Raw genomic sequence first — 23,060 nt, 5'->3', positions numbered from 1 at the left:
TTCTGCCGACCCCCTACCGCTTAAAGTATGTAAGCCGCCCATAATTAAAGCCCCACCGTAGTGAGGCTTCATTATGTACTGTGTGTTTCAGAGGCGACTAAAAAAATATTATTGAATTACAGCTTGTGAATCGGCAACTGCAGTTGATTGACTAGCTTCACTCGTAGATTGGGAAGTAGAAGTTGAAGTCGATCCGCTTACGCTTGAATCCGGATCAGCGTAATCCTTGCCCGTAATTAGCTTATAGCCTTCTTTAGTCAAAACGATATCCCCAAGCTTGACGTACGGAACCAAGTCAAAGCCCGGCATCCAAGCATACATCGACTTGCAGAAATCAAACATTTGTCCATATGGATACATAATTAGTTACCTCCTTGTTCTTTTGCAAGCAGTTGTGCTACTTGCATACCTAAAGATGATGCAGTTTGGCTCATCTCTTGATCGGATTTCTTTAAGCTTTGAATTTCAGTGGTCAGGTTAGCTACCTGTGCTCCTAGCTGATTGATAACTTTCTGCCCATCTGTAATTCCAATTTCCGGGATTGATGGCTTAGGCGCTTCATACTGATCGTTGATGATCACCTTCCCGTCTTGGTAAAGATACTTTTCACTCGCGAAATTATCTTGGAATCCAGTTGGCAAGTCACCAGTATACTCGATCGTACCAGGCAGATCTCCTACGCTACAGTATCCTATAATCAAATTTCCATTAACGACTAATTTCATCACTTCACCCCCATAATCTTTGTAATATTAATTTTCTGGCTACTCTCGCCTAAGTGAGCCGTATCGTCGCTTGAAGAAAGAAGGGTTATCGCTCGATTTCTTGTAACTTGAGCAGTAGTGCCTGTGGGAAAGACAAGCTCGGCTTCGTAGAAATCCGCAATCTTTAAAGTGGGGTCGTTATTTAAATTTAATGCGTTGATCGTCACTTTGTTCAAGTTGCCGTATGCTAGCCCGAAATCTTCAGTATCGGTAGTGTATTTGACTAAGATGGTGTTATATAAAGTTGCGCCACTCGATAGATATAAACTGCTACTTAAAGTTGCGGGTTCATCTAGTTTTGAGAAGCCACTCCACAGAGTCACCAATCCGTCATACTTAATCCACGCTCCTGTCCCAGAGTCTGGAGCACCGCCAGTATGGAGCGTTCGCTTCCAGAAGTAACCATTTAAGTTATCCATAAGATAGATCATGCGCCGACCGTCATCTCCATCAATCACATCGACATTGCTGATCCATGTCGTAGGTGTATCGGCAGTTGCAGTTGCAGGATGATTGGTAAAGCCAGACCCTTCGTAGTATCCGGGAGCCAACTTTAAAATATCGACATTTGCTACCCACTTTCTTTTAGTAAAAAGTTGCTGATCGTGCACATACATATCTGGTGTGGCAAAGCCGGCATTGTCAGTGTCAACTGGAAGATGGACTGACTGCTCATTTGACCCATACCCATTAGAGCCGATGTGCTCCAGCAGCTTTCGTTCTAGTTCAGAAACTGATTTTTCAAGGCTTAATTTATTTTTCGTCATTAGTAACTCACACTCCTACTTTGACTATATCCGAAACCGTGGATGTGGGCTTTTCGATTTTCCGTATCCACTTGCACGATCGCAAAGCCGTCTTCACTCGGCGTATCTACAAAGCGTGACTTGAAGTTGTCGTAAAAGACTGAGCATGCTACTTCCACGATCGATAATCCATTGTATGTGGTGATTTCGTCTTGGTGGGTATGCCCACAGAAGTATCCAACCAAGTTCCGTGGACCTTGCTTAGTAAAGTCTGCTTCCAAATTAAGTGGAAAGTTAGCTTCAGTCGAGTTCAATTCAACTTTAGATCCGTCACGAAAAGCGCATAGCAAGTCTGCTACGAGCGTTAAATTGTGATAGCCGATGGTATCATTGTTGTTGATACCATCATGCCAACCACCACTAGCGTTGGCATTAAGGGGCGTATGGCCCATCACAACCACGTGGTAGTCCACTGGGACATTGGCTAGAGCGACATTGTATAGCCAATTCATCTGCTCTTGGCGAACTGTATGCGTGCCCCAGCGGTCAAATTTTTGTGAACCGCTATTGTCTAAAACTCCTTCAGCGATATCGTTTGTATTGATTAGGATGAAGCGAATTTTCTTTTCTGGATAATCCTTGTAGAAGTAGATGCTGCCATTATCACGTGTTTCGCCGTTTAGCAGTTGATCAGTTCGATATGCTTTACGGAAGTAAGCGTCATGTAAATAATTATCTTGTGCCAAGAACCGATTTAGTTGATATTCCCTTCTGGTCGAGCCGTCATCATGATTACCAAGTCCGATAAAGCGGTCCGCTTTTCCATCGGTCACTTCGTCAAAAAAGACATTAGTCAGAGTTTGAATATCGTGCTTTACTCCATCTAAACTAGCCGTATCAGAGTTTGTGTTATCGCCATTCAAGACGATCAAGTCACTGACATCTGAAAAAGCTAAGGCGTTTTTGACGTGGTTTAAAGAGCGGTAAGCTTCGGGCTTAACTCGTGTGATTGTCTCCCAGTGAGTATCATTCATTTGTGTAAAAGTAAAGAGCCCGGATTGTAATTCTGACTTCACCCGTGAAATTTCAGGTTTGAAGTAGTCCTTCACAAAACCACCAGAAATTGCAGATTCGTCAACGTTGATTGCGCCAAAATTATTGATTTTTTCATCCAGCTTAGCTTCTGTATCACTAAGTTGCTGAGTAATCGTATTTTCGATAGCTTGTGCATCTGCTTTGGTAAAAAGCCCATCTTGCTGGATTTTAGTTTGTAGTTCAGTCAAAGCCGCCTTGACAGTTTCCATCATGGCATTTGTTGTTTGCCCTTGCGTATTTAATTTGTCAATTAAATCCGTGGCTTGCTTCTTGTAGTCATCAAGCACCGTCTGCAAAGCTTGAGCTTTAGCATCAAAGTCACCTTGTGCGGTAAGTAGAGCTTGCCGGATCTTTTCTTCATAGTTTGCTTTGAGCTGTTCAAGATCGCTAAGATAGTAATTGCTTGCCTTCCCGAGATAAGCGACGCCCTTATAGACTTTAAACCAAATATCTACTGATGTGACTTTCTGATCAGTTTCATCATCAATTAACCCAATCGAGCCGTAGAAAATCCCTTCTTGCGGGAACATTTGCTCGGGGAAGATATAAGTGACGTGGCCTGCGTAGTCAGTATCAGCAGTGGTCCCGGTGTAGGTAACCAATGCTGCATCATCAGCCATCACAATCTTGCCATCTTCATCAAAAGAGTAGTGGCCGACATTACCTTGAATAAATGGTTTCTTCCCCTTTACATTCATTAGCGAACCTTGTTGGTAAAAAGTTAATAGCATGGGGGCATTCCGGTCACCCATCCGGGCCTTAAAGTATTCAGTTAAATTAAAGACTTCATCACCTTCCTTGGCAATATCAAGTCCAATTCGGTAGTATTTCCGTTTATTTACATGGTTGATATGTTCTGCCATTTATTTTATCTCCTTTCCAGGTACCATAATCACCGATCCCGCTTGCTTAGGGGTATCAGTGATTAAAGCTTCATCTCCACTTGGACTTACGTCGTTAGGTACAGGATAATCTGTAATTTCTGTTGATCCATTGCTTGATTGTGGTGGCAAGTCGTCATCTACATAAGCTGGCTGACCGTCATAGATCAAGGCTTCCAGCTTCTTCAAGCGATTGTCGACATCAGTTAATTCGCTCGTAATTCGATTACTCAGCGTTTTATCCGCATCAGAAAAGGCCCGGGTTAAGTTGTCCCGAGCCTGTTGGATTGCTTTGTAGATATCTGTGACGTCAGCGGTGTGCTGATTGTCAAGTGCCGTAAATTCACCTTCGAGCTGACCGACTTCTTTTGATATTAACTGAAAGTTATCAATCAGTTGCTCCCGCAAGGTCTTCTCCGAATTAATCGAAAGGTCATTTGTGTGTAATTCCATTCCCTCACCTCCTAGCTAAATTGCTTGCGAATCACATCAGCCGCTGGGTGGCCGTAAGGATTGTACCAGCTGTGGCTATCATCGATGGTAAAGATCGAGTAACCCAGCCACCATGGTTGACCACCAAAGACTTTGTAGTAAGCGTCAAAGAGGTTAGCTGGCACACTGTAATCAAGATTATCTTTGCCTGTGACATCATCCCACGGCTGCTTAGCACCACTAGCGAAAGGTGGCACCCCAAGTTCACCAAAGAGGATTGGCTTACCCCACTTGTCAGCAAAGGCTTTAACTTCGCTAAAGATATCTTGGCCACGATTGTAGTAAGGCACCTTATGTAAGGCGGCCTGTAAGTCCTCGCTTGTCGGATTAAGCTTGTCCGTGAGCTCAAAGTAGGAAGCCACCCCGATAATATCCACGTACTGCCAGAAGCTCCGTCCAAGCGTCGTCTGGTAATTCCGGATCGTGGTGGCGTCCCAAGTAGCGTCGTACCACCAGTTAGTCCGATAGATGATCTTACCGTGATAAACTTCCCGGACAGCCTTGATTAAGTTAATCCAGTCGCTTTCGTGGTTTTCCATCTTAATCAGATTAGTACCAATGTAAATCCCCCAAGCGCCAGCGCTTTCAGCATACTTGGCCATACGTAAGATGATAGCCTTGTAAGCAGTCATAAAACTGCTAAAGTCGCTCGGCTCCCAAGCAGTTTCAACTACGCTCCCCGAAGCAATCCATGGATAAGGTTGGATAATTACTTTGTAGCCCTTTGCTACCAAGTAATCCACGTCCTTGGTCATGTTGTTCCAGTCATCATCAAGGACTACTGGATCCGAGCTGGTAGCATTATCAGCCCGGACAAGCAAGGAAGCCGTAATCGAGTTCAACTTCATATCACTAGCTTCCTTGTCCGTCTCAGCTGGGTCCATGCCACCCGAAGGCGAGATATTTCCACCCTTGATAAAGCTAACTGTCGTTGGTTGACTAGCAGGCTGAGAAGCGCTAGAAGATTGACTAGCAGATTGCGTTGCGGACTGGGCGGAGCCTTGACTTGAAGCGACAGAATCACTAGCTGATTGATTGTCACTTTGGCTAGCGGGTTGAGAAGTACTTTGAGGGGCAGAAGTTGCTTGGCTATCAGACGTAGATTTACTTTGGCTATTTAAAACACTTGTTACCACATCTAGCGCAATCTTTCGGACATACGGTTCAATCACTCGCATAATTCTCATTGCGTCCGCATCATCATATCGCTTGCCATCGGGTCCATACTCAAACTTGTATGTTTGCCCATTATCTGGTGAGCAGTATAAGCCAGGAATCCCGTTAGTCCCGATCATATACTTCAAAATAATCGGCGTAATATAAGCATTTCCGTTTGTCGGCGCAATTGGTTGTAAAATGTTATCTTCATCAGCCATTTGGCCAGGTCACCTCCTTACCATCTGTGTAATCTTTCCAAGCCCGCATTTGATCTTCCGTATACTTAGCCGTGATCGTAGCGGTATGTGTTTCCTTGTGCTCATTCGTAGCCGTGACCATATTAATTCCACTGACTTTGGAACTAGTCTTGATATTTTTCAATCCTTCCATAATTGCAACATTGACGTCTTTCATTGCCAACCCCGTATTATCGAAGGTCAAAGTCATATCAGCTCCCGGGTGAACTCGCTGATCACTACCATCAATCCCGACTAAAGTAACGTCAGTGTTTAATTTCATTCGTGGCACGACTGCTCGGAAAACTTCTCCAATTTGATAATTACCATCGTAGTTACCAGTGATTGAGAAGGTTACAGCCGGGTCATGCTGCACTGTTGAATCCACATATTGCTGGGCTTGAGTTTGATCGTAAATGCTGTCAAGCGTGATTGGTGGTCCCCAGTGCTCCTTGTAGTTCTTAATGCTTTCTTGATTTCGATAGGTAAAGTGGATTGAGTAATACTCTTCGGTCGTGGTGGTCGTTGTCGTAGAATCGCTTGAACTCCCACCAGATTGACCGTCCCCACCATTTTTAATCATCGCTTGTGGATCAAGCCAAGTTCCGTCATTAGAAAAAGCATGACTAAAGGCTTCTGGAAAACTATGACGAGTAATCCCGATATGCAAGTGATCCGTGTTCCGATAGCCAATAACATCGCCTGTCTTGACGATATCACCCACGTTTTTGATGATGTTTCCAGCACTTGCGAAGGCTTCCTGGTACTCCACATTCAGACCGCTAGAATCTTGAATTACGATATACCAACCAATCCCGCCAGAACCCCAAGCCCGGCTGATAGTTACCTTCCCACCATGGACGGCATGCACTTCGCTTCCCGGGTGGTCAATTGAACCGAAGTCAAGCCCGTCATGAAAGCTATTTGTCCGATAACCGCCATCATAGCCAAACTTTTGCGCTTGCATGAAAGTTCCTTCGCCCACGCTTGGAAAAGGCCAGCCCCAGCTATTATCAACCGCAGGTTTAACTTGAATTGGGTCTTTCGTAATTGGTGCGCCATGTGGTGACCAACCCGTTCGCCCGTTAATTTGATTTCGCCAGTTGGGAATATTCAGCAGGGCGACAAATTGTCCAATTGCCGTTTTGATGTTGGTGTATGGTTGCCGGGAGTAGTAATCGAAAGTTCCTTGCTTAAATTGCAAGATTCCGATTGCGTGTCCGTCACTTAATCCATCGTCACCACCGACAATCGTTTCATTTCCGCCCGATTCGAGCATTACTTGGGCTTTAACTAAATTGATATCAGCGTCTGACAAATGTTCACCGACTAAATCGGCAGCGTACTTCAAGACTGATACATAATCGCCATTTTTCATTTCCGCGCTTCCGGAAACACTCCCACCACTAACTGTAGTGGTTGTTTTCTGCATCTTCCCAGCGTAGACATCGCAACAATTAATAATATTAGTTGCATCGGTTTGGATATCAACATTTGTTAAGTTGTTCAGGTACCGCAACTGCCGCCCGTTGTTGACCTTCAAGTGGGCCAAGTCGTATATCTTCAAGACATAGTTATCCGGGACCCAGTACGCTTTAAAGCTTGCCAGATTTGAAGTAATCCAGTCATAGCAGCTTCCCGTTAGTTCGACATTGAGCTGGGGGAAGTCACCATGTAGTTCGTACTTAGTACTTTGCCGATTACCCTTAAAAAAGGAATCTAAGTAATAAGAAAGTGGGTGAAGATTAGTTTCCTCACTCGCTTTCTTAATTACCACCCCGGCTTGTTGATTATCATTACTATTAGAATCATCGCTTGCGCTATTTGAATCCGACGATTGCGGATTATCTTCAGTTGGTTGAACGGGGTCAATTCGCATGTTTTTGAGCCGGTCAATGATTGTGGCAGTCGCTGTCAATTTAACGATTGCCACTCCATTTTCATCAAGTCCCGGCTCCAGTTGCTGAATATCGTACCACTGCCCGTAATACCAGATCCCTCGTTTAGCTTGAGCAGTATTAAAGACGTCCTTGAACTTCTCCGTATAAGTTAAAGTCATCGAAATTTCATAGTTACTACTTAACTGAAAGTTGACATTTGCAGTGTCGTATAAGTCCTGTGAGCTAACTCGATATGCAGTATTACCATCAAGCGTTTCAATAAAGACAGTATCCCGCTTAATTCTTGTGTTAATCATGATAACCACCACATCGCAAATTCAAATTTCGCCGTGCCCGTAAAGTTTTGAATTTCAAAATCATTGGCCCCAATCTGTAAGGTGATTACCCCTGCGTTGGTAGCGAGTAAATCACCTTTGCCATTAAGAAGCGGATTAACACCATCAAGGACAAATTGACCGTTAAACGCATCCTTTCTCGTGAGAACATCGCCAGTCGTTTTATTGGTAATGCTTAAATTTCCAGTCGATGAGCCGTCTAAGGTGAGCTTGAAGGGGTGTCCCCGATAATCGGGGTCAATCATCACGTCCGAGAAGTTGTACACCTTAAATTTGCTTTCAGTGAAGCTATACTTAATCTCGCTATCCTCAATCATAGTTCGATTACCAATGGTCAGCGTATCGCCGTCATAGCTCATGGTGTCTTCAACGCTACGACTAAGACCGATTAGGTCAGTGAAAGTTACTTCACATAGCCAACGATCACCGTAGTAAGTTGGTGCCCCCAGCTTTGCCTTCACGTAATACATGCGACCGGGCCAACTTGAAAAACTAATCCAGTATGGATCCCGGGCCACTAGAAAGCGTTGTAGCTCATCGAAGGCCAGGAAACCATCTTTCTCATCAACTGGATCAGTGCACATGACTTCCATCTTAAATTCCCGAGTATCGTAGCTAGTCGAAAGCAGTTGTTGACCATCAGCGATACCAATCTTCTTAAAGCTATTAATTGGATTGGCTGGTTGTGGGTCTGGTGCCTGGTAACAGTACACTCCCGAACCGTTGATTTGATCAAACCAACTAGTCCATTTCTTACTATCTTCGGAAATTGAGAACTCGATTGGATTAAAGCCAAGTTGATTTTGATACTCCCCAAATTCGTACTTGTGGGGGCGATCGGTACGGGTAGAAAAGACTTGGATCAATGAATCTTACCTCCTAAACTCCACCGTTGAGCATTTTGCTTATTAACGGCTTTCCGAACATCATCTGTCATTAGAACTGGTTGCAAGTCAAAGTCACCAAACAATTGGACGAGTTGTTCTAGCAGTTCAATCATGCGGTCGAGCTTTGAATTACCACCTTGGCTAATTCCTCGTGACGTTGTCGGTTGAGCGCTAGCCGTTGTTTCAAATGCTTGCTCCATTAGTGGTTCAGCATTTACATCATACGGATTTAATACAAATTCGTGCCCTTCTGGATTATCGCCAAGGATTGCCCGGGTTAAGCCTAAGACTTCTCCCCCGTGTGCCATTCGACGAGCCCCAGTTGGACCCCAACCACCAAGCGTTAAATCAGACCGCCAAGTGGTATCGTTAAACATCGCTAAAAATTGATCGAAAGGACGCCAGATATTGCCATATCCAGCAACTGCATACTTTCGGAAGGTGCTATCGATAAATTGAAGAACCCCTTTTGAAGGGTGTCCGGCTTTGGCGTTGCTATCCCAGTTGTTTTGAGCACCTGACTTACCGCCAGATTCGTGTTGGATTACGTTCAAAATATGAGCAATGTCGCCACTGGAAACTTTGACGTGCATTTTAGCAGCGGCCAGGCGAACTAGGTCCGAGCTAACAGACCCGTTTTCCATTTGTGCCACTAATTTATCGACTTCCCGCTTGAACCAATCAGCAATTGGATTGGTTAGCTTATTCATCGTACCGTGAGCAACTTCGCCAAAGTTCTTTAAACCTCCATACATGCCACTAGTAGCGTTATCTAGTAATTGCTTTGTGGCTTGTACTGGGTGTTCCATGAACTTAATCATCATCTCAAACTTATCGCCAAACCAACTGGTGATATCGTCAAGTTTATCCATTGCCCAATCAACGGCTTTACCGACAATGCCACCGCTAGCAAAGTGTTGGCCACCAACAATTCCGCCAGTAGCATAATGATCAATTCCAGCGGCGTTCATAATCTCCCGGGTTTCTGGCCCAGAGTAAACACGGGCGCCTTCTGGCAAGTAACCTGTCCAATTGCGCTCTTGGCTCATAAATAACTCACCGGATGGCATTTGAACAAGTTCTTTCCAGTCGGGACCTTCACCGTCATTGATTACTGATAAGTGGCGGTGAACCACACCACCTTGAGCAAAATGAACTTTGCTTAACTTGCCAAGTGCATTATGACCAGTAAAGAAAGACCAAACCTTGTTAATGGCGCCAATTCCAGCGTTAATAACGCTAATAACGCCATTCATACCGGCTTGTGCGCCTGCTTTAATATCATTCCAAATTCCAATAAAGAAATTCTTCAATCCATTCCAAGCGCTCCGCCAAAGTCGATCAATCTTATTTAAGGAACTCGAAATGACTGACTTTACCGAGTTCATACCTCCGTGACCAGTATTTTTAATGCTGTGCCAAATGTTACTAAAGAACTTGCCGATCGCTTTCCAACCACGATCCCATGACTTTTCAATCGCCTTTTGACTGTTCTCGATTGTTTTGTGGGTATTATTCATCCCGTTTTGGGCGTACTTTTTAATATCCTTCCATCGATCTTGAACGGCCTTTTTGAGTTCTCGCTCGTACTTGTCACGTAATTTAGCAAGCTCTTTATAGTGCTTCTGGCGTTGCTTCTCGGCTTCTCTTTCCGCCTTCTGCTGTTCCTTAGCTTGATCTTTAAAGTAGTTCTGGACGCTCTTTTTGGCATTCTGGAAGCTCTTGACTAAAGACTTCTCCCAGCCAGCTTTCCCAGTAAAGACGTTTTTTAAGTCTTTACCAAGTTTGTTTACGGCATCGCGGAAAGTTTTACAGTGATTGTAGGCATAGACAATCCCAGCCACAAAAGCCGTAATAGCAACAACTGCAATTCCGATTGGATTCAGCGCTAAATCAACATTTAATGCTTTTTGGACTAAATCCCAAGCTAGAATCGTTCCCCGTACAACTTTAGCAGCAGTAGCAAATCCCAAAATAGCACCTTTAACTGCAATCATCGGACCCATAAAATCCCCAATCGCAAAAGATACTGCTTTGATCGCAGAACTTAAAAACTTTGCGCCTTCGGTCCCTTTTTGAAAGTGCTTGTCTAATCCGGTAACTTTGCCAATTTCCTTTAGTAAGTCTCCCAGAAAGTCAAAAACGGCTTTAAGAGCTTTGGCAAAGAGATTAGCCTCATCACCCATAAGTTGGAATGAAGCTCCCATGCCTTTAAAGACGCCTGGCGTCATTGCCTTAGCTAACTTACCAACTAAATCTAGAACAACTCTTAGCGGCTTGGTAACGTCACTTGTAAAAGTAATTGAAGCGTTAATACCATCAGAAATTACCTTCCCAGCGTTCTTAAATTCAGTTTGGGTCTTTGGATCAAGCAACCACTTGGAAATATTGGAGTATAGTGGATTCTTCATGTTGAAGAATGGCTTTTCAAACGCCCCGATTAATGCTGGTGTTTGCGTTCGGATTGTCCGTTGCATCCCCCACATGGATTGCATCATGTTGTCAGCGGCTTTACTGTATTTACCACTACCAAGTTGATTAAAGACTTCTTCAAGGTCTTTAGCGCTAATCTTTCCGGCCGAAGCCATTTTACGCATTCCCTTGACACTCGTATCGAAGTGTTTAGCCATCGCTTCATCAATCATCGGGAAGTACATCCCAATTTGATTCAGCTCACCTTGTGTGATTTTCCCAGTTGCCAAACCATGTACCATGTCCTGTTCGACTTGGCGCATTTGCTCACTAGTCAAACCAACAGCATCACCCATGTTAAGCATGGACTTGGTTAAGCTGTCAGATTCAGTCTTGCTTGAGTGTAAGTGATAGAATCCTTGCTCTAACTCATTAACTAAATCCCGGCTTTGACCAGTCTTAACCGCTAAGTCGTTAATAGTGTTGACCATTCCTTTAGCTTTGCCTGCATCATCAGTCAGCGTTAGCCAAGTTTGGTGCATTTTCTGCTGTTGGACGTCGTACTCCATACCAGCAGCGGCCATTTCCTTAATCCCGTTGGTGATGGAATAGACCCCATTTAGGATTGCGCCACCTAAAAAAGTACCGCTCATAACATTCTTCAAATCAGAAAACGAATGCTTTGCCCGGTCAACTTGCTCCTGGGTTTCCTTAAGCTTACTACCGAAATTGCCCTTTAAATTTAAGACCATTTCTTTCAGCTTCGGTACCTTAGTGACGTTAGATACAAATTCTTTTAAATCCGATAAGTTGCGAATCTTTAAGGCGACCTGATAAAGCTTAGGGACGTCGTTGATTTTCCTTTGAAGTTCAATCAATTCAGCGTCCTTGACCTTTACTTCAAAATTGGTCCCGTAAAGTTTCGGTACTTGTTTAAGCTTGTCCTCATAAAGATCAACGGCTTCTTTGGCGCTGTTTAAAGCTTGCTTAACGCCATCACGATAATCTTCAGCGGCTCGTTTCTGCTTTTGAAGATTTTCAAAAACGTTAGTTCCAGCTTCTTGCGCCTTCGTTGCCATCTCTTTCCATTTATCACCAGAAGTTGCAACTTCTTCGGCGGCTTTCATAGCAGCGTCTTTAGATTCGCTAGCCACGTTTTTAATTCGTTCCATTGGGCCCGTTGCTTCGTCCCGAACTCGCCAAGCAAAAATCTTTTCAACAACTGACACTAATTGTCACCTCCTTGCATTAATTCGATAAACTTCTGCTGAATTGGATTTAGTTTAGGCTGACTGCTTGTTTGCTGATCCTTGCCTAATTCTTCTGTAATTTCCTTGTTGCGCTTGAATAGCTTCTGGATTAGTTCGCCATAAGCATTAGCGTCAAGGCTTGTCGGAATCGTCGGCTGGGGTACTTGCTTGGCAATCAGCATTTGCTCCCGCTGGTCAGCCAAGTTTAAGTAGTAGCCCCGCCTTACCGCTTCAAACTCTTTAGGACTAAGCTCATCTAGTTCGTTAATTGAGAGTCCGATTCTTCGGGCTTCGGCGAGGAGTCGGGCTCGGCTAAGAGTTTCTTGACCTGTTCGATTTGATCCTGGATTTGTTCCAGTCCCATTTCCAGTTCGTCCTTCTTGTCCCCGTCTTCCATGCCATCGATCCGCTTTTGAATTAGATCCGCTGACTTGTTGAGATCCTTCAAGTATTTGGATAACTTCCGGGCTAAAAAACCGTCAGCCTTCAAAGCTTCAATGATGTTGGTGATTTCTTGGTCGGTCTTTTCATCATCAGTAAAGACGGTTTGTTCAAGCGCTTCAAACACTTTATTTTCTGCCGGTTGATTACGCTTAAACCAAGCCAAAGCGTGCCAGTGGAACTTGATAATCATATCCAAGTCACCGTCTAGGAGCTTGTCAATAAAATTGGAAAAGCCGTCCCGAGTATTGGTCTTTAAGTCTGGGTCATTCTTTAGTTGATTGTAGAAAGCATAATTAAGTTTTTCTTCGTAAACTTCGTTATTAATCGTTAAACTTGCCATGAATTAAATCCTCCTAAATTAGCTGTTTGCGCTAGAAGTTGATTGACCAGCTGCGGTAGATGGTGAACCGTTTGCCTTCAAGTAAGCTTCCAGTGGCGTTGGTTCTGGATCAATTGTGCCCCCAATATCCGTGTTGTGAGCAAATGCGGATAATTGAAGCCCTGTCGTGTAAAGTTCTTCGTCTAATTCTTCTTGCTTAAGCACTCCGTCAGTCGTGTTTCCATCGACGTTGTAAGTGATGTTGGCGTGATTTAAGTTATTGACCGCTTCTGTGTTTGGCACCCCGTTTGGATAGCACATCCCGAACTTAGCTGGAACCACAAAGGAACCCGGCTTAGCTGGATCGGCGACCTTTTGGTTAAAGTCAATCCGCCAAACGCCAACTTTAATGCCAAGCTTAACTGCCCGTTCCAAGCCAGCTTGAATCTTGTCTCCGATCTTTTTCCAGTAAGAGTCAACAACAAAGGTTTCTGCCCGAGAACCCGGAGCGTGGACAACCCCTTTCTTTAAGTTCGTGCTTGAAATTGTTGGTGCATTAGTGGTTGAAGTGGCGGCTTGTTGCCCCAGCATTTGAATTGGGTCTTCCTTCTTGTCCCAAGGGAACTTAATACCGTAAAGGATCAAATTAGCGTCTTGTAATTCAGACGTGTCAAAAGTAGTATCTGCCATTTTTATGCTCCTCTCTTAATTGAGTAGATTAGATAGTCAACTAAAAAGGCCAGCCTTAATACAGGCTGACCATTAATTTCATTTTGTAAGGTTCGCAGTGAGTAATCATTGTACTGTGACCACCATTCCTTACCTTGTACTTTCTGCAACCGATTAATCATATCTCGACCAATGGAATAAGCTTGCCCTGTCTTAGCGGGGTCAATATAAAGGTCAATTGCCAACGTGGCCTTGATTACTTCCTTGGTCCGTAATTGGTGTTGTTCCTGAACACTTGAAAGACTAATCGTGATGTATGGAAGGGCTGGTAAATGTTTGTGCCCTTCAAAGTAAGAAGGCACCGTAAGGTCTTTCAAGGCACTTTTAACGGTACTTAAAATATCTTCTTCTGGACTAGCCATTAATTGCCCTCCTCATTGCTTCTTCAAACTCTCCGTCAAGCTTCACCGCTACTTTCTCGCCACTTGGCTTCATAAACGGCTCGGCTTTCATCTTGCTATTACCAAATTCCACATCAACACCATAGTAGTGGACACCTTGAGCTTTGCCAGGCTGAAAGTGTCGTTGTCGCCCTTGCTTAGCGTGCTGACGGGCTTGTTCTGCCTGTTCAGTCGTTGCTAACGGAACAACGCTCACCTTTAGACCACCCTTGCTAAATTGCGGAGTAATACTCCCTTGCAAGGTACCAGTCGGAATATATCCCGATTTACTGTGGCCAACTTGACGACTTTCGATTTTCTGGGCTTCATCAACCTCATCGGCAGCGGCATTGCGGATAAACATTAAGCTATTCTCCTTAGCTCGCTGATATTCCCGCTGAAACTCCGCATAAGCTCCTTCAAAGCCAAGTGCTTCCATTTTCCTTGCAATAGCTTCAAGGCGCTTAAAATCGCTTAGACTGACCTCAAAATCAACTCTAGGTAATTGATCATAGTTATTAGCCATGGAAAATCACCTCATTCGTAATCAAAGTGAAGTCAGTCCGACAATTATGTTTGCTGGTATCTTGGACTTCGAAAATCTTGGATCCAATTTGAATTTGATTGGCTTGGTAATCACCATAGACTCGGACAATTAATGATCGGAAGGTCTTACCACTCGCAGTCGTGACCTTTGTTGACTGGACGTTAGCTTTAACTGGTGTTTTAACATCAGTCACCACTTGGTCCAGTGAATCATCATCATCGTTGACTTGGTTTTGAATCAAAGTTACTGATTGATCGTAGCGCATTTTACCACCCCACAATCTCGCCAGTATTCTTCTCCGCTTGTTGATCTACCCACCCTTGAATAGCGTCAAGATAATCCTTAATGCCATTCCCGTAGTTGATAGTCAATCCTTCTTCGGAAATTGACTTCATGCCTTCGTTGTGGAATCGATTAAACATGCCAAGCACCAACTCATCAACAATCCAGTTGAGTTCGCTTGGAAAATCGTCACCTTGATTTTCTTGGTCCACGTCTTTTTGAAGCTGTATATAGCCTTCGGAGTAGTTTGCAATCATTCGTTTGGCATTCTCAATGTAGACTTGAACCCGTTCAGTGTCGTCCTCGTCTAATTCAACGCCTAACAACCGCTTAATCCGTTCCAAGTCCGTCATTTAATCACCTCTAGTCAGATCCAGTAGAAGCCGTTGTAGTTTGTGCTGGCGTGATTGCTTCGGCAGAGGTTGTGAACTTAACAAATGGAATTAACTTAGGATCAGCGACCCGAGTCCAATACTTACCGTTTGCGAGTGCGTCCATACCAGGATAAGGCACTTGTTTATTATTGTTGGAAGGCATTGCATCATTTTGGAATGCTGATTCATTCCAAGACATACCAGCAGGAGCAAGGACAAAACGCCGGCGATTTACTAAGTAATCTACCCCGTGGAAGCGTAATTCATCCCGGCCAGTTGCCGCTGCATTATCTACTGGTAATTCTGACCAGCCAAAAGCACCAGAAGCGAACAAGTAAGATGTGTAAACCCCGCTCTTAACTGGAAGTGAATCATCAACAACGATTTTGACACCCTTAATCGTGTCACCAGGGTTCGGCGCTACAACTTGAGTTGGTAAGTTACCAGTATTAAGGATTACGTTAGTCTTTGGGTCCACCACGTTGGCGTTTTGAAGTTGTTCCAAAATATCGGAGTGTACTACGACCATTGTTAAATCACGGTAACGATCACCAAGTTGGAAACGCGCCTTGTTAAAGTTTTTAAGAGAGAAAGTCGAATCCGTTGAGCCCTTAGCGGTAGCGTCAAACTGATTATTTTTCTTCATAGTATCAGAAGCAAAAACGCCGTCTAAAGTCTTCAACATGATCTTTTCGTTAAAGTGACGCCAGTAATCAGCCACACTGTTAGAAGTTGCCGTCAGTGGGTCAGCGCCCGCTAATTCAGCGGCTAAGTCAGTTGCGGACCAAGCTTGATCAAAACCTAGCTTCCGAGCTTGTGATACTCCCGTAGCAATCGTGTTAAGGGTTAAGTCGTTTTCATCTGTTGCCACTTGAGCGTCAGTATCTGCTAGTGGCTTAAAGAAAGGCATGTTACCTAAGTAACCACCGGCAGTAAAGGCACTTGCAATTTGTGGCACGGCCTTGATTACGCCGGAAGTAAAGAATTGATCTTGTTCCACTGACCGTTGCGCCGTGTATTGTGCCCAACCTTCAGGGATTTGCATATCTGCTAACTTAGTAGCGGTTTGAATATCTGCCATTTATATACACCTCTTAATTAATGAATGTAGTAGCCCGTTGGTTGCGCTTGGGCAATCATCTGTTGGGCTTGTTCTGGATTACTTGCAATAATTTGTTGTTGCTTAGTGAGATTCCAGGCTTGCTTTGACCATGGATTATCACCAGTTACTTGAGTACCGTTCCCGGTATTTCCGATTCCCGTATGGTGACCAGCCATCAATTTATTAACGGCCTTTTGAGTTTCCGCCTTTACATAGTTATCAAGTAAAGCAAGATTTTGTTGAGTTTCCTCATCGTCTTTACCCATAATTAGCGGTAACATATCAGCGCTAATTCCCTTGTCCATCAGCATTGACTTGGTACTTAGTTCACGCTTCATCTTTACCAATTCGGCTTTATCAGCTTCCAACTTTTTCCGGCGGTCTTCCGCCTCAGCCTTAGCCCGTTCTTCGGCTGACATCTTAGTACGTGCAATTGCTTTTTGAATTGCATCTTTCTTTTCTTGCTCAGCTTTTTGGTTATTCGCTTGTATTTTTGCATCAGACTTAGCTTTCACTTTTGCAACCTTTTCAGCAATCAAAGAGTTAATAGCTTCTTGTTGTTCAGGTGTGAACTCTACTTTAGGCTTCTCTTCTTGCCCCTCGTTTTGAGTTGGCTGATTATCCTGTTCTTGTACAGGCTGTTGAGTTTGAACTTCATTTTCGTTTTCCATTATCAATACCTCCGTTTTACATCCGTCGATGAATTCCGTTTAACCTCCGTCGAGGAAACCCGTCCGCTCTTTTACGCCTGTCAGCACGTTTGAAGGCATGAAAAAAGAGGTTTTGCATTTTGAAAATGCTAAACCTCTTTTATTTGTATTCTTTTTTTACGAAGCTGTATTTATCAATGATGAAATGCAGTGGTTGATCATAATCGGGATCGTTAATTTCATTGTCCCAGTCATCCACACCGAATTCATCTTTTACAAACGCTTTATCGATGTAAGTTACTTCCCAATAATCATTACTACCGTCTGCACCAATCATGCACTTATTATTTCCAGCAATTTTTGAAAGCCAGACAATAAATAAATCACGAGTGTTAGGCAAACCTTCCATTTCTTTAACATAGCGTTCTGCCAATTTAACAAATTTTCCATTATCCATTAATTATCCCTCACAATCCTAAGTCTTCCAGTGCTTCCTTGACTGGTGTTTCAGCCGGAATGATGTTACATGCACAACGTGGGTGAAATGGTGGCACGTTAATACCGACTACAATGCTGTCGATTTTAACTTTTGTACCGTCCATTCCCTCGCAGAAACGGCAAACGTGAGTGTTATGACGTGATACGACCTTCGCTCGTGAGTAGCCTTTACTCCGATAGAATTTAGCAGTTTCTTTAATTTGTGTGGCCTTGCCTTCGGTCAGAAAGATTCGTTTAGCGTTTGCTTTGGCTTTTCGATAACTTTCTTCTGTCTGGCCTTTCCACTTCTTGACCTGGAGTGCTTCTTCACTTGCTTTTCCTAAGGAATGTGGATTCATATGATTCTGTACTTGGTAATCAATTACGTTGTCCAAGTCAATCGACAGACTTTGCATGTGCTTGAAAATTGTTGGCAAGTCATCATCAGCTTTACCCGCTTTGACGGCGGTCTTAAACAAAGCTTTGCGCCGTAACTGGGGGTTATAGCCTTTATACTGCCTTCCCTCAAGATTCATCACTCGCTGATAAATCTGGTCTTTCAGCACTGCTAACGCACCACCAATCATTAGTCCCATTTCTGCCACATTAGCCCGGCTATTTAGCTTGGCAAGGTCAGCGTTGGTGTAATTGGGCGAGTTATCAATTAAGGCGCTTAAAACGGCTCTCTGGTCTTCTGTGACTGTCTCCTCGCTTAGCTGACGTAAAACGTTCATGATCGCTTCCTTGTCAGTTTGATCAGCGGGTGCTTTCAAGTCCGTTGATAGGTAATAAGCCAAGTTACGCTCTTGATTACGCTGATACTCATCAATTAGACTTTCCAGCTCTTTGATCGCAGGGTCACTTGGACTGAATACCTTCCGCAGGCGGTTTAACCATTCTTGATCGTCCATTAGCTCTCATCCTCGTCTGGTGCTTCATTCGGTAACTTACCATTGCTGAAAATACGTCCAATTCCAAAGTCACCGCTTTGTTGCTGGGAATCAAGGTCTGCTCGGTGCTTCTCTTGGTCGTCTACCCGCTGTTGTTCAGCGTCTGCTGAAACTTCGGTGATTGGCTCTGCCATTTCTCGCATTGTTTCCGCACTGAAAAGATTGGTTGCTTGCAAGATTTGAATCAATTGAGCGGTGGCATCGTCATTCTTTGGCAAGTTTGGCATGAAGTTAGGACTAATCATTGCCACCACGTTATCCTCATTTTTGATCCCTGCCTTTAGGTCGGACTTAGCAATCCAGTAGTGGACAGTGGCACTTAAGCGGCCTTTCAGTGACTTCTTAAATAATGCTTCTTGAACTTTCCGTTCTTGATCGCTCCCCCACAACTTGTAACTCATTGCGACCCCGCTAGCATTACTTGCAAAGTTAGGGTCATTGACGTTCGGTGAGTTGGTGTACTTATGGATTTCGTTAATTAAGAAGTTCGTGTAAGTTGACCACCCAGTGGAATCGTATTGCTTAGTCAGGTATTGCAATGACGGCATGACAAGTTGCTTGCTTCCATCAACGCCAGTCCGCTCTAAATACGGCTTAAGCCAGTAAATCCGGTCATTAGTGTGGATAATTGGATGTGGCGGAATTTCGATAATTGGATTGCCCGACTTGTCTCGCATGATATTCCCATTATCATCCTGCTTATAAACCGGATCAGTTTTTCTGGCAAATTCTCCAGTTGCCACTAGTGCAGCAGAATTAAAGTCCTCTTGGAAATTAGCCATTGTAGAAACGGCCATATCAAGGGCATCTAGGTGGTCAAGTTCTGGCTCCCAGTCACCCATTCGCTCCTCGTTGTTGGCGTATTCCGTCAATGGTACCCGTCCAAAGAAAAGGGGAATTGATTCATCAAGCACGGCGTTATCTACTGGCGCATTGGAATTAGGTAAGCCACCGTCAGTGTGGAATTTGTATAAGAACTCATCCGTGTAAATCTCATACTGTTCGACCAGGTCTTCATTTAAAATCCCAGTTTGATAGTATCTGACCGCAAACAAAGGCTTAGCCTTAATTGAATCATCATAGACCACAAAAGCGGTTGTTGGATCAATCTTCGCTAAATTTAAGGTCGTGTCACCTTCGTTCGCAAAGACTAAGTCATAAGCTCGCCCAGTAATGGACAAGTCCTTCTTGATCATTTCATCAATGTAAGCTTCGTCACTGGATTGATTGTAGTCAGTCAGTAATTGCTCTAAGTCGTCTGCTAAGGATTGATTACTGTCTTCATCTGGTGTGACTTTGTATTGAATATCATTCCCCAGAAAATAACCAACTCGCAGATTAGTAATGTAGCGTGCAAAAGCGGACGAAATCCGATTGTGTGCTGAATGTGGATTCTTAGGCCCAGCCCACTTCTTAATTCGCCCTTTTGCTTCGTAGTAATCCATCAACTTGTTTAGACGCGGCACTTGAAAACTAACGTGATGATTCATGAACTTATAAGCAATTTCGAATAATCCAATTGGTGCTTCTTTCACTGCTTCAAAACGCTCACGCGGCATTTGATAGACCAGATTTGCTTCACCTTCAAAGCGAATGTGCTTCATATTTCTTCGTTTACTCAAATTTCTTCGTTTACTCAAATTTCAACCCCCATTTCTTGGGCAATGTGATATTGATCGTTCCAATCAACGCCAACGCTTCCGTCATAAGCGTCCATGTACTGGCGCATAGCATACCTGATAGCGTCCATTTCGTGATTGTTTTCGTCCTTAGGGCGATTTAAGGTATTCCCGATGGAATCACTGTCAAAGACGTAGTTATTAAACTCATTCCAGACGTTCTCACACTTTGGGTGGACATGAATCTTGTATTGCCAAAGCTGATCAATCCCGGCTTCAATCGGGGTCTTAGACACGCTCATAGCATTACTAATTCCTAAATCCACCAATTGTTGCGTTCGCTCTGGTGAAGCACTATCAGCATAGATAATCGCCCGCTGATAGCCGTTCTCTTTCAGCCAGTTAGCCGTTTCTGGTGTGGTCTGGTGGTAAGCGTACATCTCATCGTAAATCCAGATTTCCCGGTGCTGCTTATCTACGGCCATTGCCACAAAGGCAGTCGGATCACTCCCAAAGCCGTAGTCCAAGCCAAAGGCAGTTGCTCCACACTCGGTAATCTTTGCCATCGGGTCGAACTCAATCTGCTCTACGTTATTCTCAAATACCAAACCTTCACTCACGCCCCAGTCACCGTCAGCGGCGACCCTTGCCCGTCTTGGATTAGTCCGGTATAAATCTAGGTACCGTTTCCGGTCCTTGTCATCGAGCCACTCGTTACAGCGGAAAGTAGTGGTCTTAGAAAATACATCATCTTTCCGTGTTTCTGGGTCAAAGAAAGTCCGTTTAAGCCAGTGACGACCGTTCCACGGATTGAACGTGATGGTGATTTGCTTGAAAGCATCTGGTGCATCAATTCGCCCCCGAATACTTTCTTGGATCGTTTCCAGCTTGTCGGCACTTTCAATCTCATAGGCTTCTTCCACCCATACCCAAGCCAGATAACCTTGAGTTACGGTAATTGAAGTCAGTTTTAAGGCTTTATCAAGTCCCCGAAAGATAATCCGTTGTCCAGTTGGCAAGTAGATAATCTCTGGCATTGATGGATTGCATTTAAAAAGGCTATCCGCTCCATAATGGTGGATAGCCCAACATAAGTCAGCGTAGGTTGACTGACGATTAGTGTTTGAGTAACGCCGAATGACTAAAATGTTCGCCCACGGGTACTTCATTAGACGATAGATTAAGTTTAAAGCAGTCGTCTTGGATTTTTTGCTAGCCCGGCTTCCTTTAACGACCCGGTAGAAGTGTTTGTCGTGCCAGAAGTCGTAATAGCCACCACCCACGAGTGAATTTAGGCTATTCTTCTGCTCCGTCATTGTCCACCTCCGCATCTGGCTTTAAATCGTCAGTAAAGACAATCTTAGTAAGACTATCGTTTTCGCTCAATTGCTTAGTTTCAAACTTTAGCCTTTCTGTTTCAGCCTTCAAACGTTCAATCCGTGCCTTTGATAAATTGTTCTGTATTGCCTTAGTTTCTTGCTTCTCGATCTCATCTAGTAAGTAACGGCTCCATGCAGGATCGGGCTCAATACCGCTCCTTTTGTCACCATATACATACTTAGCAATGTTCAACTTAGCCTGGGCTTTCAACATGCCTTGCCACTGTTTCCTTTTTCTACGAAGGGACGGATCTTTGCGCTCGTAACCATTCCACGTTGTGTAGGCTATATCTACTAATGCTAAGGCATCTTTTAAGGTCAAGCCTGCCATAAGGTAATTTTTAACTTGCTCGTAGGTGTTTTCGTTTAATTTCTTATTTCCTGGCATAAACTCACGACCTAGCCTCCACTGTGACCTGTTGAAGCGTGTTTAGTCGCCCGGGTTCCTCGCCTTGTATTTGCAAAATCAAATAAATTAAGCTGTTGGCTCATCTAAATCACTCCTTTTCAAAATATCGTTTAACTTGATCGAAAGTGATAAATTCTTCATTCGCTGGAATGTTGGCTTTACGATAAAACGCCTTTTTAGTATCGTTATCGGGAAATACCACTTTCGTATAGAAATTAATAATGGTGTTGTCTTGATCTTTATGCCTAAAATCGGCTTTCTTTTGATTGAACTTTTCTAGACCTTCTTTGCCTTGCTTACCTTCAAAACTGGCAATTTCGGCAAGTTTGTCCTTCTCATCTTCTACTTCATCGTCTAAAGGCGTATCTCGCTTTCCAAGAACAGTTTCCGTTTCGCTATCAAAAGTAACTTCACCATCGAACATGAAGTCAATATCAGCCGGATCAAAGCCCATATCATCAAAGCTAATTCCGTCATCAGTCAAATCAGCTAAGGCGCCTAAATCCCAACTCCCTTGCATGGACGGATTGTTAAGTTGCACGTTAAGGGTCTTTTCCGTCTTCTCGTCTACGTCAATGATTGCTACGGGAACTTCATAATCTTTCTTACGGTAAATCTTGTCCGCCGCTGCTAATCGCTGATGACCACTCACTAGCACTCCGGTACGCTTATTCCAAATCAGCGGTGTTACTAGCCCGTGTTCACGAATTGCCTTAGTTAGCTTTTTTTAAATGACTGTCATCAATAATTCGCGGATTGTAATCAGCTAGTTTTATCTTATCTCTGGTAATCTTTCCGTACTCAAATTGTTGTAATTCCTTCGCCAATCAAACTACCCCCCAGAATGACCAGAACTAGCGTGTCCACCAACTTTGTATTTAGCCAGCCCTTTATGGACACGTCTACGATTTATTTTATTAATAATTTCATCAACTGGATCATCGTATTGGTAAAACATAGTTGAAAACTGCCTACCAAATCGTGATTTAGTCATAGCATCAATTTCAGCTTGCTTTCTAGAAATGCCTTTATTTTGTTTTTGATATTCGCTAACGATTTGTTTCTTCAAGCTCTTAATTCTAGGATCAGCGTTGGCATCAAGCACTGCCCGAAAATCTTTACCTTGTGCTTTGTATTTTTCCCTTAAGGCATACCTTCTCATCATGCGGCTATTTCTTTCATTAGATTTTCTAATCATCTCTTGTGCTTCTTTTGAATTTGGATCCCAATACACTTTTATTC

At 43.7% G+C, this 23,060-nt stretch carries 25 protein-coding genes; all 25 read right to left on the bottom strand.

The window, feature by feature from the left end; genetic code table 11:
* Positions 1-108: 108 nt before the first annotated feature.
* A complete protein-coding gene (locus GTO83_RS03140; protein WP_180871687.1) occupies positions 109-360 on the bottom strand; it encodes a hypothetical protein in 252 nt (83 codons plus the stop codon).
* 2 nt (positions 361-362) lie between these two features.
* Positions 363-725, bottom strand: a complete 363-nt coding sequence (locus tag GTO83_RS03135; RefSeq protein WP_180871686.1) for a DUF2977 domain-containing protein — start codon at positions 723-725, stop codon at positions 363-365.
* Entirely contained in the window at positions 725-1,531 is an 807-nt protein-coding gene (locus GTO83_RS03130; RefSeq protein ID WP_180871685.1) for a hypothetical protein, read from the bottom strand. Before GTO83_RS03130 ends, GTO83_RS03135 begins: the two co-directional genes overlap by 1 nt.
* Positions 1,531-3,468 (bottom strand): metallophosphoesterase, encoded by a 1,938-nt coding sequence (locus tag GTO83_RS03125; protein ID WP_180871684.1) that lies wholly within the window; start codon positions 3,466-3,468, stop codon positions 1,531-1,533. Before GTO83_RS03125 ends, GTO83_RS03130 begins: the two co-directional genes overlap by 1 nt.
* Positions 3,469-3,939 carry a hypothetical protein gene (locus GTO83_RS03120; RefSeq protein WP_180871683.1) on the bottom strand — a complete coding sequence of 157 codons (471 nt, stop codon included), beginning with the start codon at positions 3,937-3,939 and terminating at the stop codon, positions 3,469-3,471.
* 11 nt (positions 3,940-3,950) lie between these two features.
* Complete coding sequence (locus GTO83_RS03115; protein ID WP_180871682.1) at positions 3,951-5,354, bottom strand: hypothetical protein; 1,404 nt, start codon at positions 5,352-5,354, stop codon at positions 3,951-3,953.
* Positions 5,347-7,569 (bottom strand): phage tail protein, encoded by a 2,223-nt coding sequence (locus tag GTO83_RS03110; protein WP_180871681.1) that lies wholly within the window; start codon positions 7,567-7,569, stop codon positions 5,347-5,349. The genes GTO83_RS03115 and GTO83_RS03110 overlap by 8 nt, the downstream gene beginning before the upstream one ends.
* Entirely contained in the window at positions 7,566-8,474 is a 909-nt protein-coding gene (locus GTO83_RS03105) for a phage tail domain-containing protein (RefSeq protein ID WP_180871680.1), read from the bottom strand. Before GTO83_RS03105 ends, GTO83_RS03110 begins: the two co-directional genes overlap by 4 nt.
* On the bottom strand, positions 8,471-12,136 hold the full coding sequence (locus tag GTO83_RS03100) for a tape measure protein (RefSeq protein WP_180871679.1): 3,666 nt from the start codon (positions 12,134-12,136) through the stop codon (positions 8,471-8,473). Before GTO83_RS03100 ends, GTO83_RS03105 begins: the two co-directional genes overlap by 4 nt.
* On the bottom strand, positions 12,136-12,339 hold the full coding sequence (locus GTO83_RS03095; protein WP_180871678.1) for a hypothetical protein: 204 nt from the start codon (positions 12,337-12,339) through the stop codon (positions 12,136-12,138). The genes GTO83_RS03100 and GTO83_RS03095 overlap by 1 nt, the downstream gene beginning before the upstream one ends.
* A gap of 74 nt (positions 12,340-12,413) precedes the next feature.
* Positions 12,414-12,941 (bottom strand): tail assembly chaperone, encoded by a 528-nt coding sequence (locus tag GTO83_RS03090; protein ID WP_180871677.1) that lies wholly within the window; start codon positions 12,939-12,941, stop codon positions 12,414-12,416.
* An 18-nt stretch (positions 12,942-12,959) separates the two neighbouring features.
* A complete protein-coding gene (locus GTO83_RS03085) occupies positions 12,960-13,610 on the bottom strand; it encodes a phage tail protein (protein WP_180871676.1) in 651 nt (216 codons plus the stop codon).
* Positions 13,611-13,612: 2 nt separating this feature from the next.
* Positions 13,613-14,011 carry a hypothetical protein gene (locus tag GTO83_RS03080; RefSeq protein ID WP_180871675.1) on the bottom strand — a complete coding sequence of 133 codons (399 nt, stop codon included), beginning with the start codon at positions 14,009-14,011 and terminating at the stop codon, positions 13,613-13,615.
* Positions 14,004-14,555 (bottom strand): hypothetical protein, encoded by a 552-nt coding sequence (locus tag GTO83_RS03075; protein ID WP_180871674.1) that lies wholly within the window; start codon positions 14,553-14,555, stop codon positions 14,004-14,006. The genes GTO83_RS03080 and GTO83_RS03075 overlap by 8 nt, the downstream gene beginning before the upstream one ends.
* Positions 14,548-14,841, bottom strand: coding sequence for a hypothetical protein (locus GTO83_RS03070; RefSeq protein WP_180871673.1), 294 nt, complete (start codon positions 14,839-14,841; stop codon positions 14,548-14,550). The genes GTO83_RS03075 and GTO83_RS03070 overlap by 8 nt, the downstream gene beginning before the upstream one ends.
* 1 nt (position 14,842) lies before the next feature.
* Positions 14,843-15,211 (bottom strand): phage head-tail connector protein, encoded by a 369-nt coding sequence (locus tag GTO83_RS03065; RefSeq protein WP_180871672.1) that lies wholly within the window; start codon positions 15,209-15,211, stop codon positions 14,843-14,845.
* 10 nt (positions 15,212-15,221) lie between these two features.
* Entirely contained in the window at positions 15,222-16,313 is a 1,092-nt protein-coding gene (locus tag GTO83_RS03060) for a phage capsid protein (protein WP_180871671.1), read from the bottom strand.
* A 17-nt stretch (positions 16,314-16,330) separates the two neighbouring features.
* Positions 16,331-17,005, bottom strand: a complete 675-nt coding sequence (locus GTO83_RS03055) for a DUF4355 domain-containing protein (RefSeq protein ID WP_180871670.1) — start codon at positions 17,003-17,005, stop codon at positions 16,331-16,333.
* A 139-nt stretch (positions 17,006-17,144) separates the two neighbouring features.
* On the bottom strand, positions 17,145-17,441 hold the full coding sequence (locus tag GTO83_RS03050) for a DUF6275 family protein (protein ID WP_180871669.1): 297 nt from the start codon (positions 17,439-17,441) through the stop codon (positions 17,145-17,147).
* A 10-nt stretch (positions 17,442-17,451) separates the two neighbouring features.
* On the bottom strand, positions 17,452-18,372 hold the full coding sequence (locus tag GTO83_RS03045; protein WP_180871668.1) for a minor capsid protein: 921 nt from the start codon (positions 18,370-18,372) through the stop codon (positions 17,452-17,454).
* A complete protein-coding gene (locus GTO83_RS03040) occupies positions 18,372-20,051 on the bottom strand; it encodes a phage portal protein (RefSeq protein WP_255463152.1) in 1,680 nt (559 codons plus the stop codon). The genes GTO83_RS03045 and GTO83_RS03040 overlap by 1 nt, the downstream gene beginning before the upstream one ends.
* Complete coding sequence (locus tag GTO83_RS03035) at positions 20,048-21,346, bottom strand: PBSX family phage terminase large subunit (protein WP_180871667.1); 1,299 nt, start codon at positions 21,344-21,346, stop codon at positions 20,048-20,050. Before GTO83_RS03035 ends, GTO83_RS03040 begins: the two co-directional genes overlap by 4 nt.
* A complete protein-coding gene (locus tag GTO83_RS03030) occupies positions 21,327-21,797 on the bottom strand; it encodes a hypothetical protein (protein ID WP_180871666.1) in 471 nt (156 codons plus the stop codon). The genes GTO83_RS03035 and GTO83_RS03030 overlap by 20 nt, the downstream gene beginning before the upstream one ends.
* Positions 21,798-21,906: 109 nt before the next feature.
* A complete protein-coding gene (locus GTO83_RS03025) occupies positions 21,907-22,497 on the bottom strand; it encodes a nuclease (RefSeq protein WP_305066897.1) in 591 nt (196 codons plus the stop codon).
* A 153-nt stretch (positions 22,498-22,650) separates the two neighbouring features.
* A complete protein-coding gene (locus tag GTO83_RS03020) occupies positions 22,651-23,052 on the bottom strand; it encodes a hypothetical protein (protein WP_180871665.1) in 402 nt (133 codons plus the stop codon).
* Positions 23,053-23,060: the final 8 nt, after the last annotated feature.

The sequence above is a fragment of the Lactobacillus sp. 3B(2020) genome (assembly GCF_013487845.1).
In the GTDB taxonomy this organism is placed as follows: domain Bacteria; phylum Bacillota; class Bacilli; order Lactobacillales; family Lactobacillaceae; genus Limosilactobacillus; species Limosilactobacillus alvi.
The sequence above is the reverse complement of the archived record's forward strand: the minus strand, read 5'-3'. Positions and strand labels throughout refer to the sequence as shown.

Bases quoted from the DNA above. Each gene is read 5' to 3' on its own strand.
- GTO83_RS03140 (WP_180871687.1), bottom strand. From the start codon at position 360: ATGTATCCATATGGACAAATGTTTGATTTCTGCAAGTCGATGTATGCT.
- GTO83_RS03135 (WP_180871686.1), bottom strand. From the start codon at position 725: ATGAAATTAGTCGTTAATGGAAATTTGATTATAGGATACTGTAGCGTA.
- GTO83_RS03130 (WP_180871685.1), bottom strand. From the start codon at position 1,531: ATGACGAAAAATAAATTAAGCCTTGAAAAATCAGTTTCTGAACTAGAA.
- GTO83_RS03125 (WP_180871684.1), bottom strand. From the start codon at position 3,468: ATGGCAGAACATATCAACCATGTAAATAAACGGAAATACTACCGAATT.
- GTO83_RS03120 (WP_180871683.1), bottom strand. From the start codon at position 3,939: ATGGAATTACACACAAATGACCTTTCGATTAATTCGGAGAAGACCTTG.
- GTO83_RS03115 (WP_180871682.1), bottom strand. From the start codon at position 5,354: ATGGCTGATGAAGATAACATTTTACAACCAATTGCGCCGACAAACGGA.
- GTO83_RS03110 (WP_180871681.1), bottom strand. From the start codon at position 7,569: ATGATTAACACAAGAATTAAGCGGGATACTGTCTTTATTGAAACGCTT.
- GTO83_RS03095 (WP_180871678.1), bottom strand. From the start codon at position 12,339: ATGCTGATTGCCAAGCAAGTACCCCAGCCGACGATTCCGACAAGCCTT.
- GTO83_RS03090 (WP_180871677.1), bottom strand. From the start codon at position 12,941: ATGGCAAGTTTAACGATTAATAACGAAGTTTACGAAGAAAAACTTAAT.
- GTO83_RS03085 (WP_180871676.1), bottom strand. From the start codon at position 13,610: ATGGCAGATACTACTTTTGACACGTCTGAATTACAAGACGCTAATTTG.
- GTO83_RS03080 (WP_180871675.1), bottom strand. From the start codon at position 14,011: ATGGCTAGTCCAGAAGAAGATATTTTAAGTACCGTTAAAAGTGCCTTG.
- GTO83_RS03075 (WP_180871674.1), bottom strand. From the start codon at position 14,555: ATGGCTAATAACTATGATCAATTACCTAGAGTTGATTTTGAGGTCAGT.
- GTO83_RS03070 (WP_180871673.1), bottom strand. From the start codon at position 14,841: ATGCGCTACGATCAATCAGTAACTTTGATTCAAAACCAAGTCAACGAT.
- GTO83_RS03065 (WP_180871672.1), bottom strand. From the start codon at position 15,211: ATGACGGACTTGGAACGGATTAAGCGGTTGTTAGGCGTTGAATTAGAC.
- GTO83_RS03060 (WP_180871671.1), bottom strand. From the start codon at position 16,313: ATGGCAGATATTCAAACCGCTACTAAGTTAGCAGATATGCAAATCCCT.
- GTO83_RS03055 (WP_180871670.1), bottom strand. From the start codon at position 17,005: ATGGAAAACGAAAATGAAGTTCAAACTCAACAGCCTGTACAAGAACAG.
- GTO83_RS03050 (WP_180871669.1), bottom strand. From the start codon at position 17,441: ATGGATAATGGAAAATTTGTTAAATTGGCAGAACGCTATGTTAAAGAA.
- GTO83_RS03045 (WP_180871668.1), bottom strand. From the start codon at position 18,372: ATGGACGATCAAGAATGGTTAAACCGCCTGCGGAAGGTATTCAGTCCA.
- GTO83_RS03035 (WP_180871667.1), bottom strand. From the start codon at position 21,346: ATGACGGAGCAGAAGAATAGCCTAAATTCACTCGTGGGTGGTGGCTAT.
- GTO83_RS03030 (WP_180871666.1), bottom strand. From the start codon at position 21,797: ATGCCAGGAAATAAGAAATTAAACGAAAACACCTACGAGCAAGTTAAA.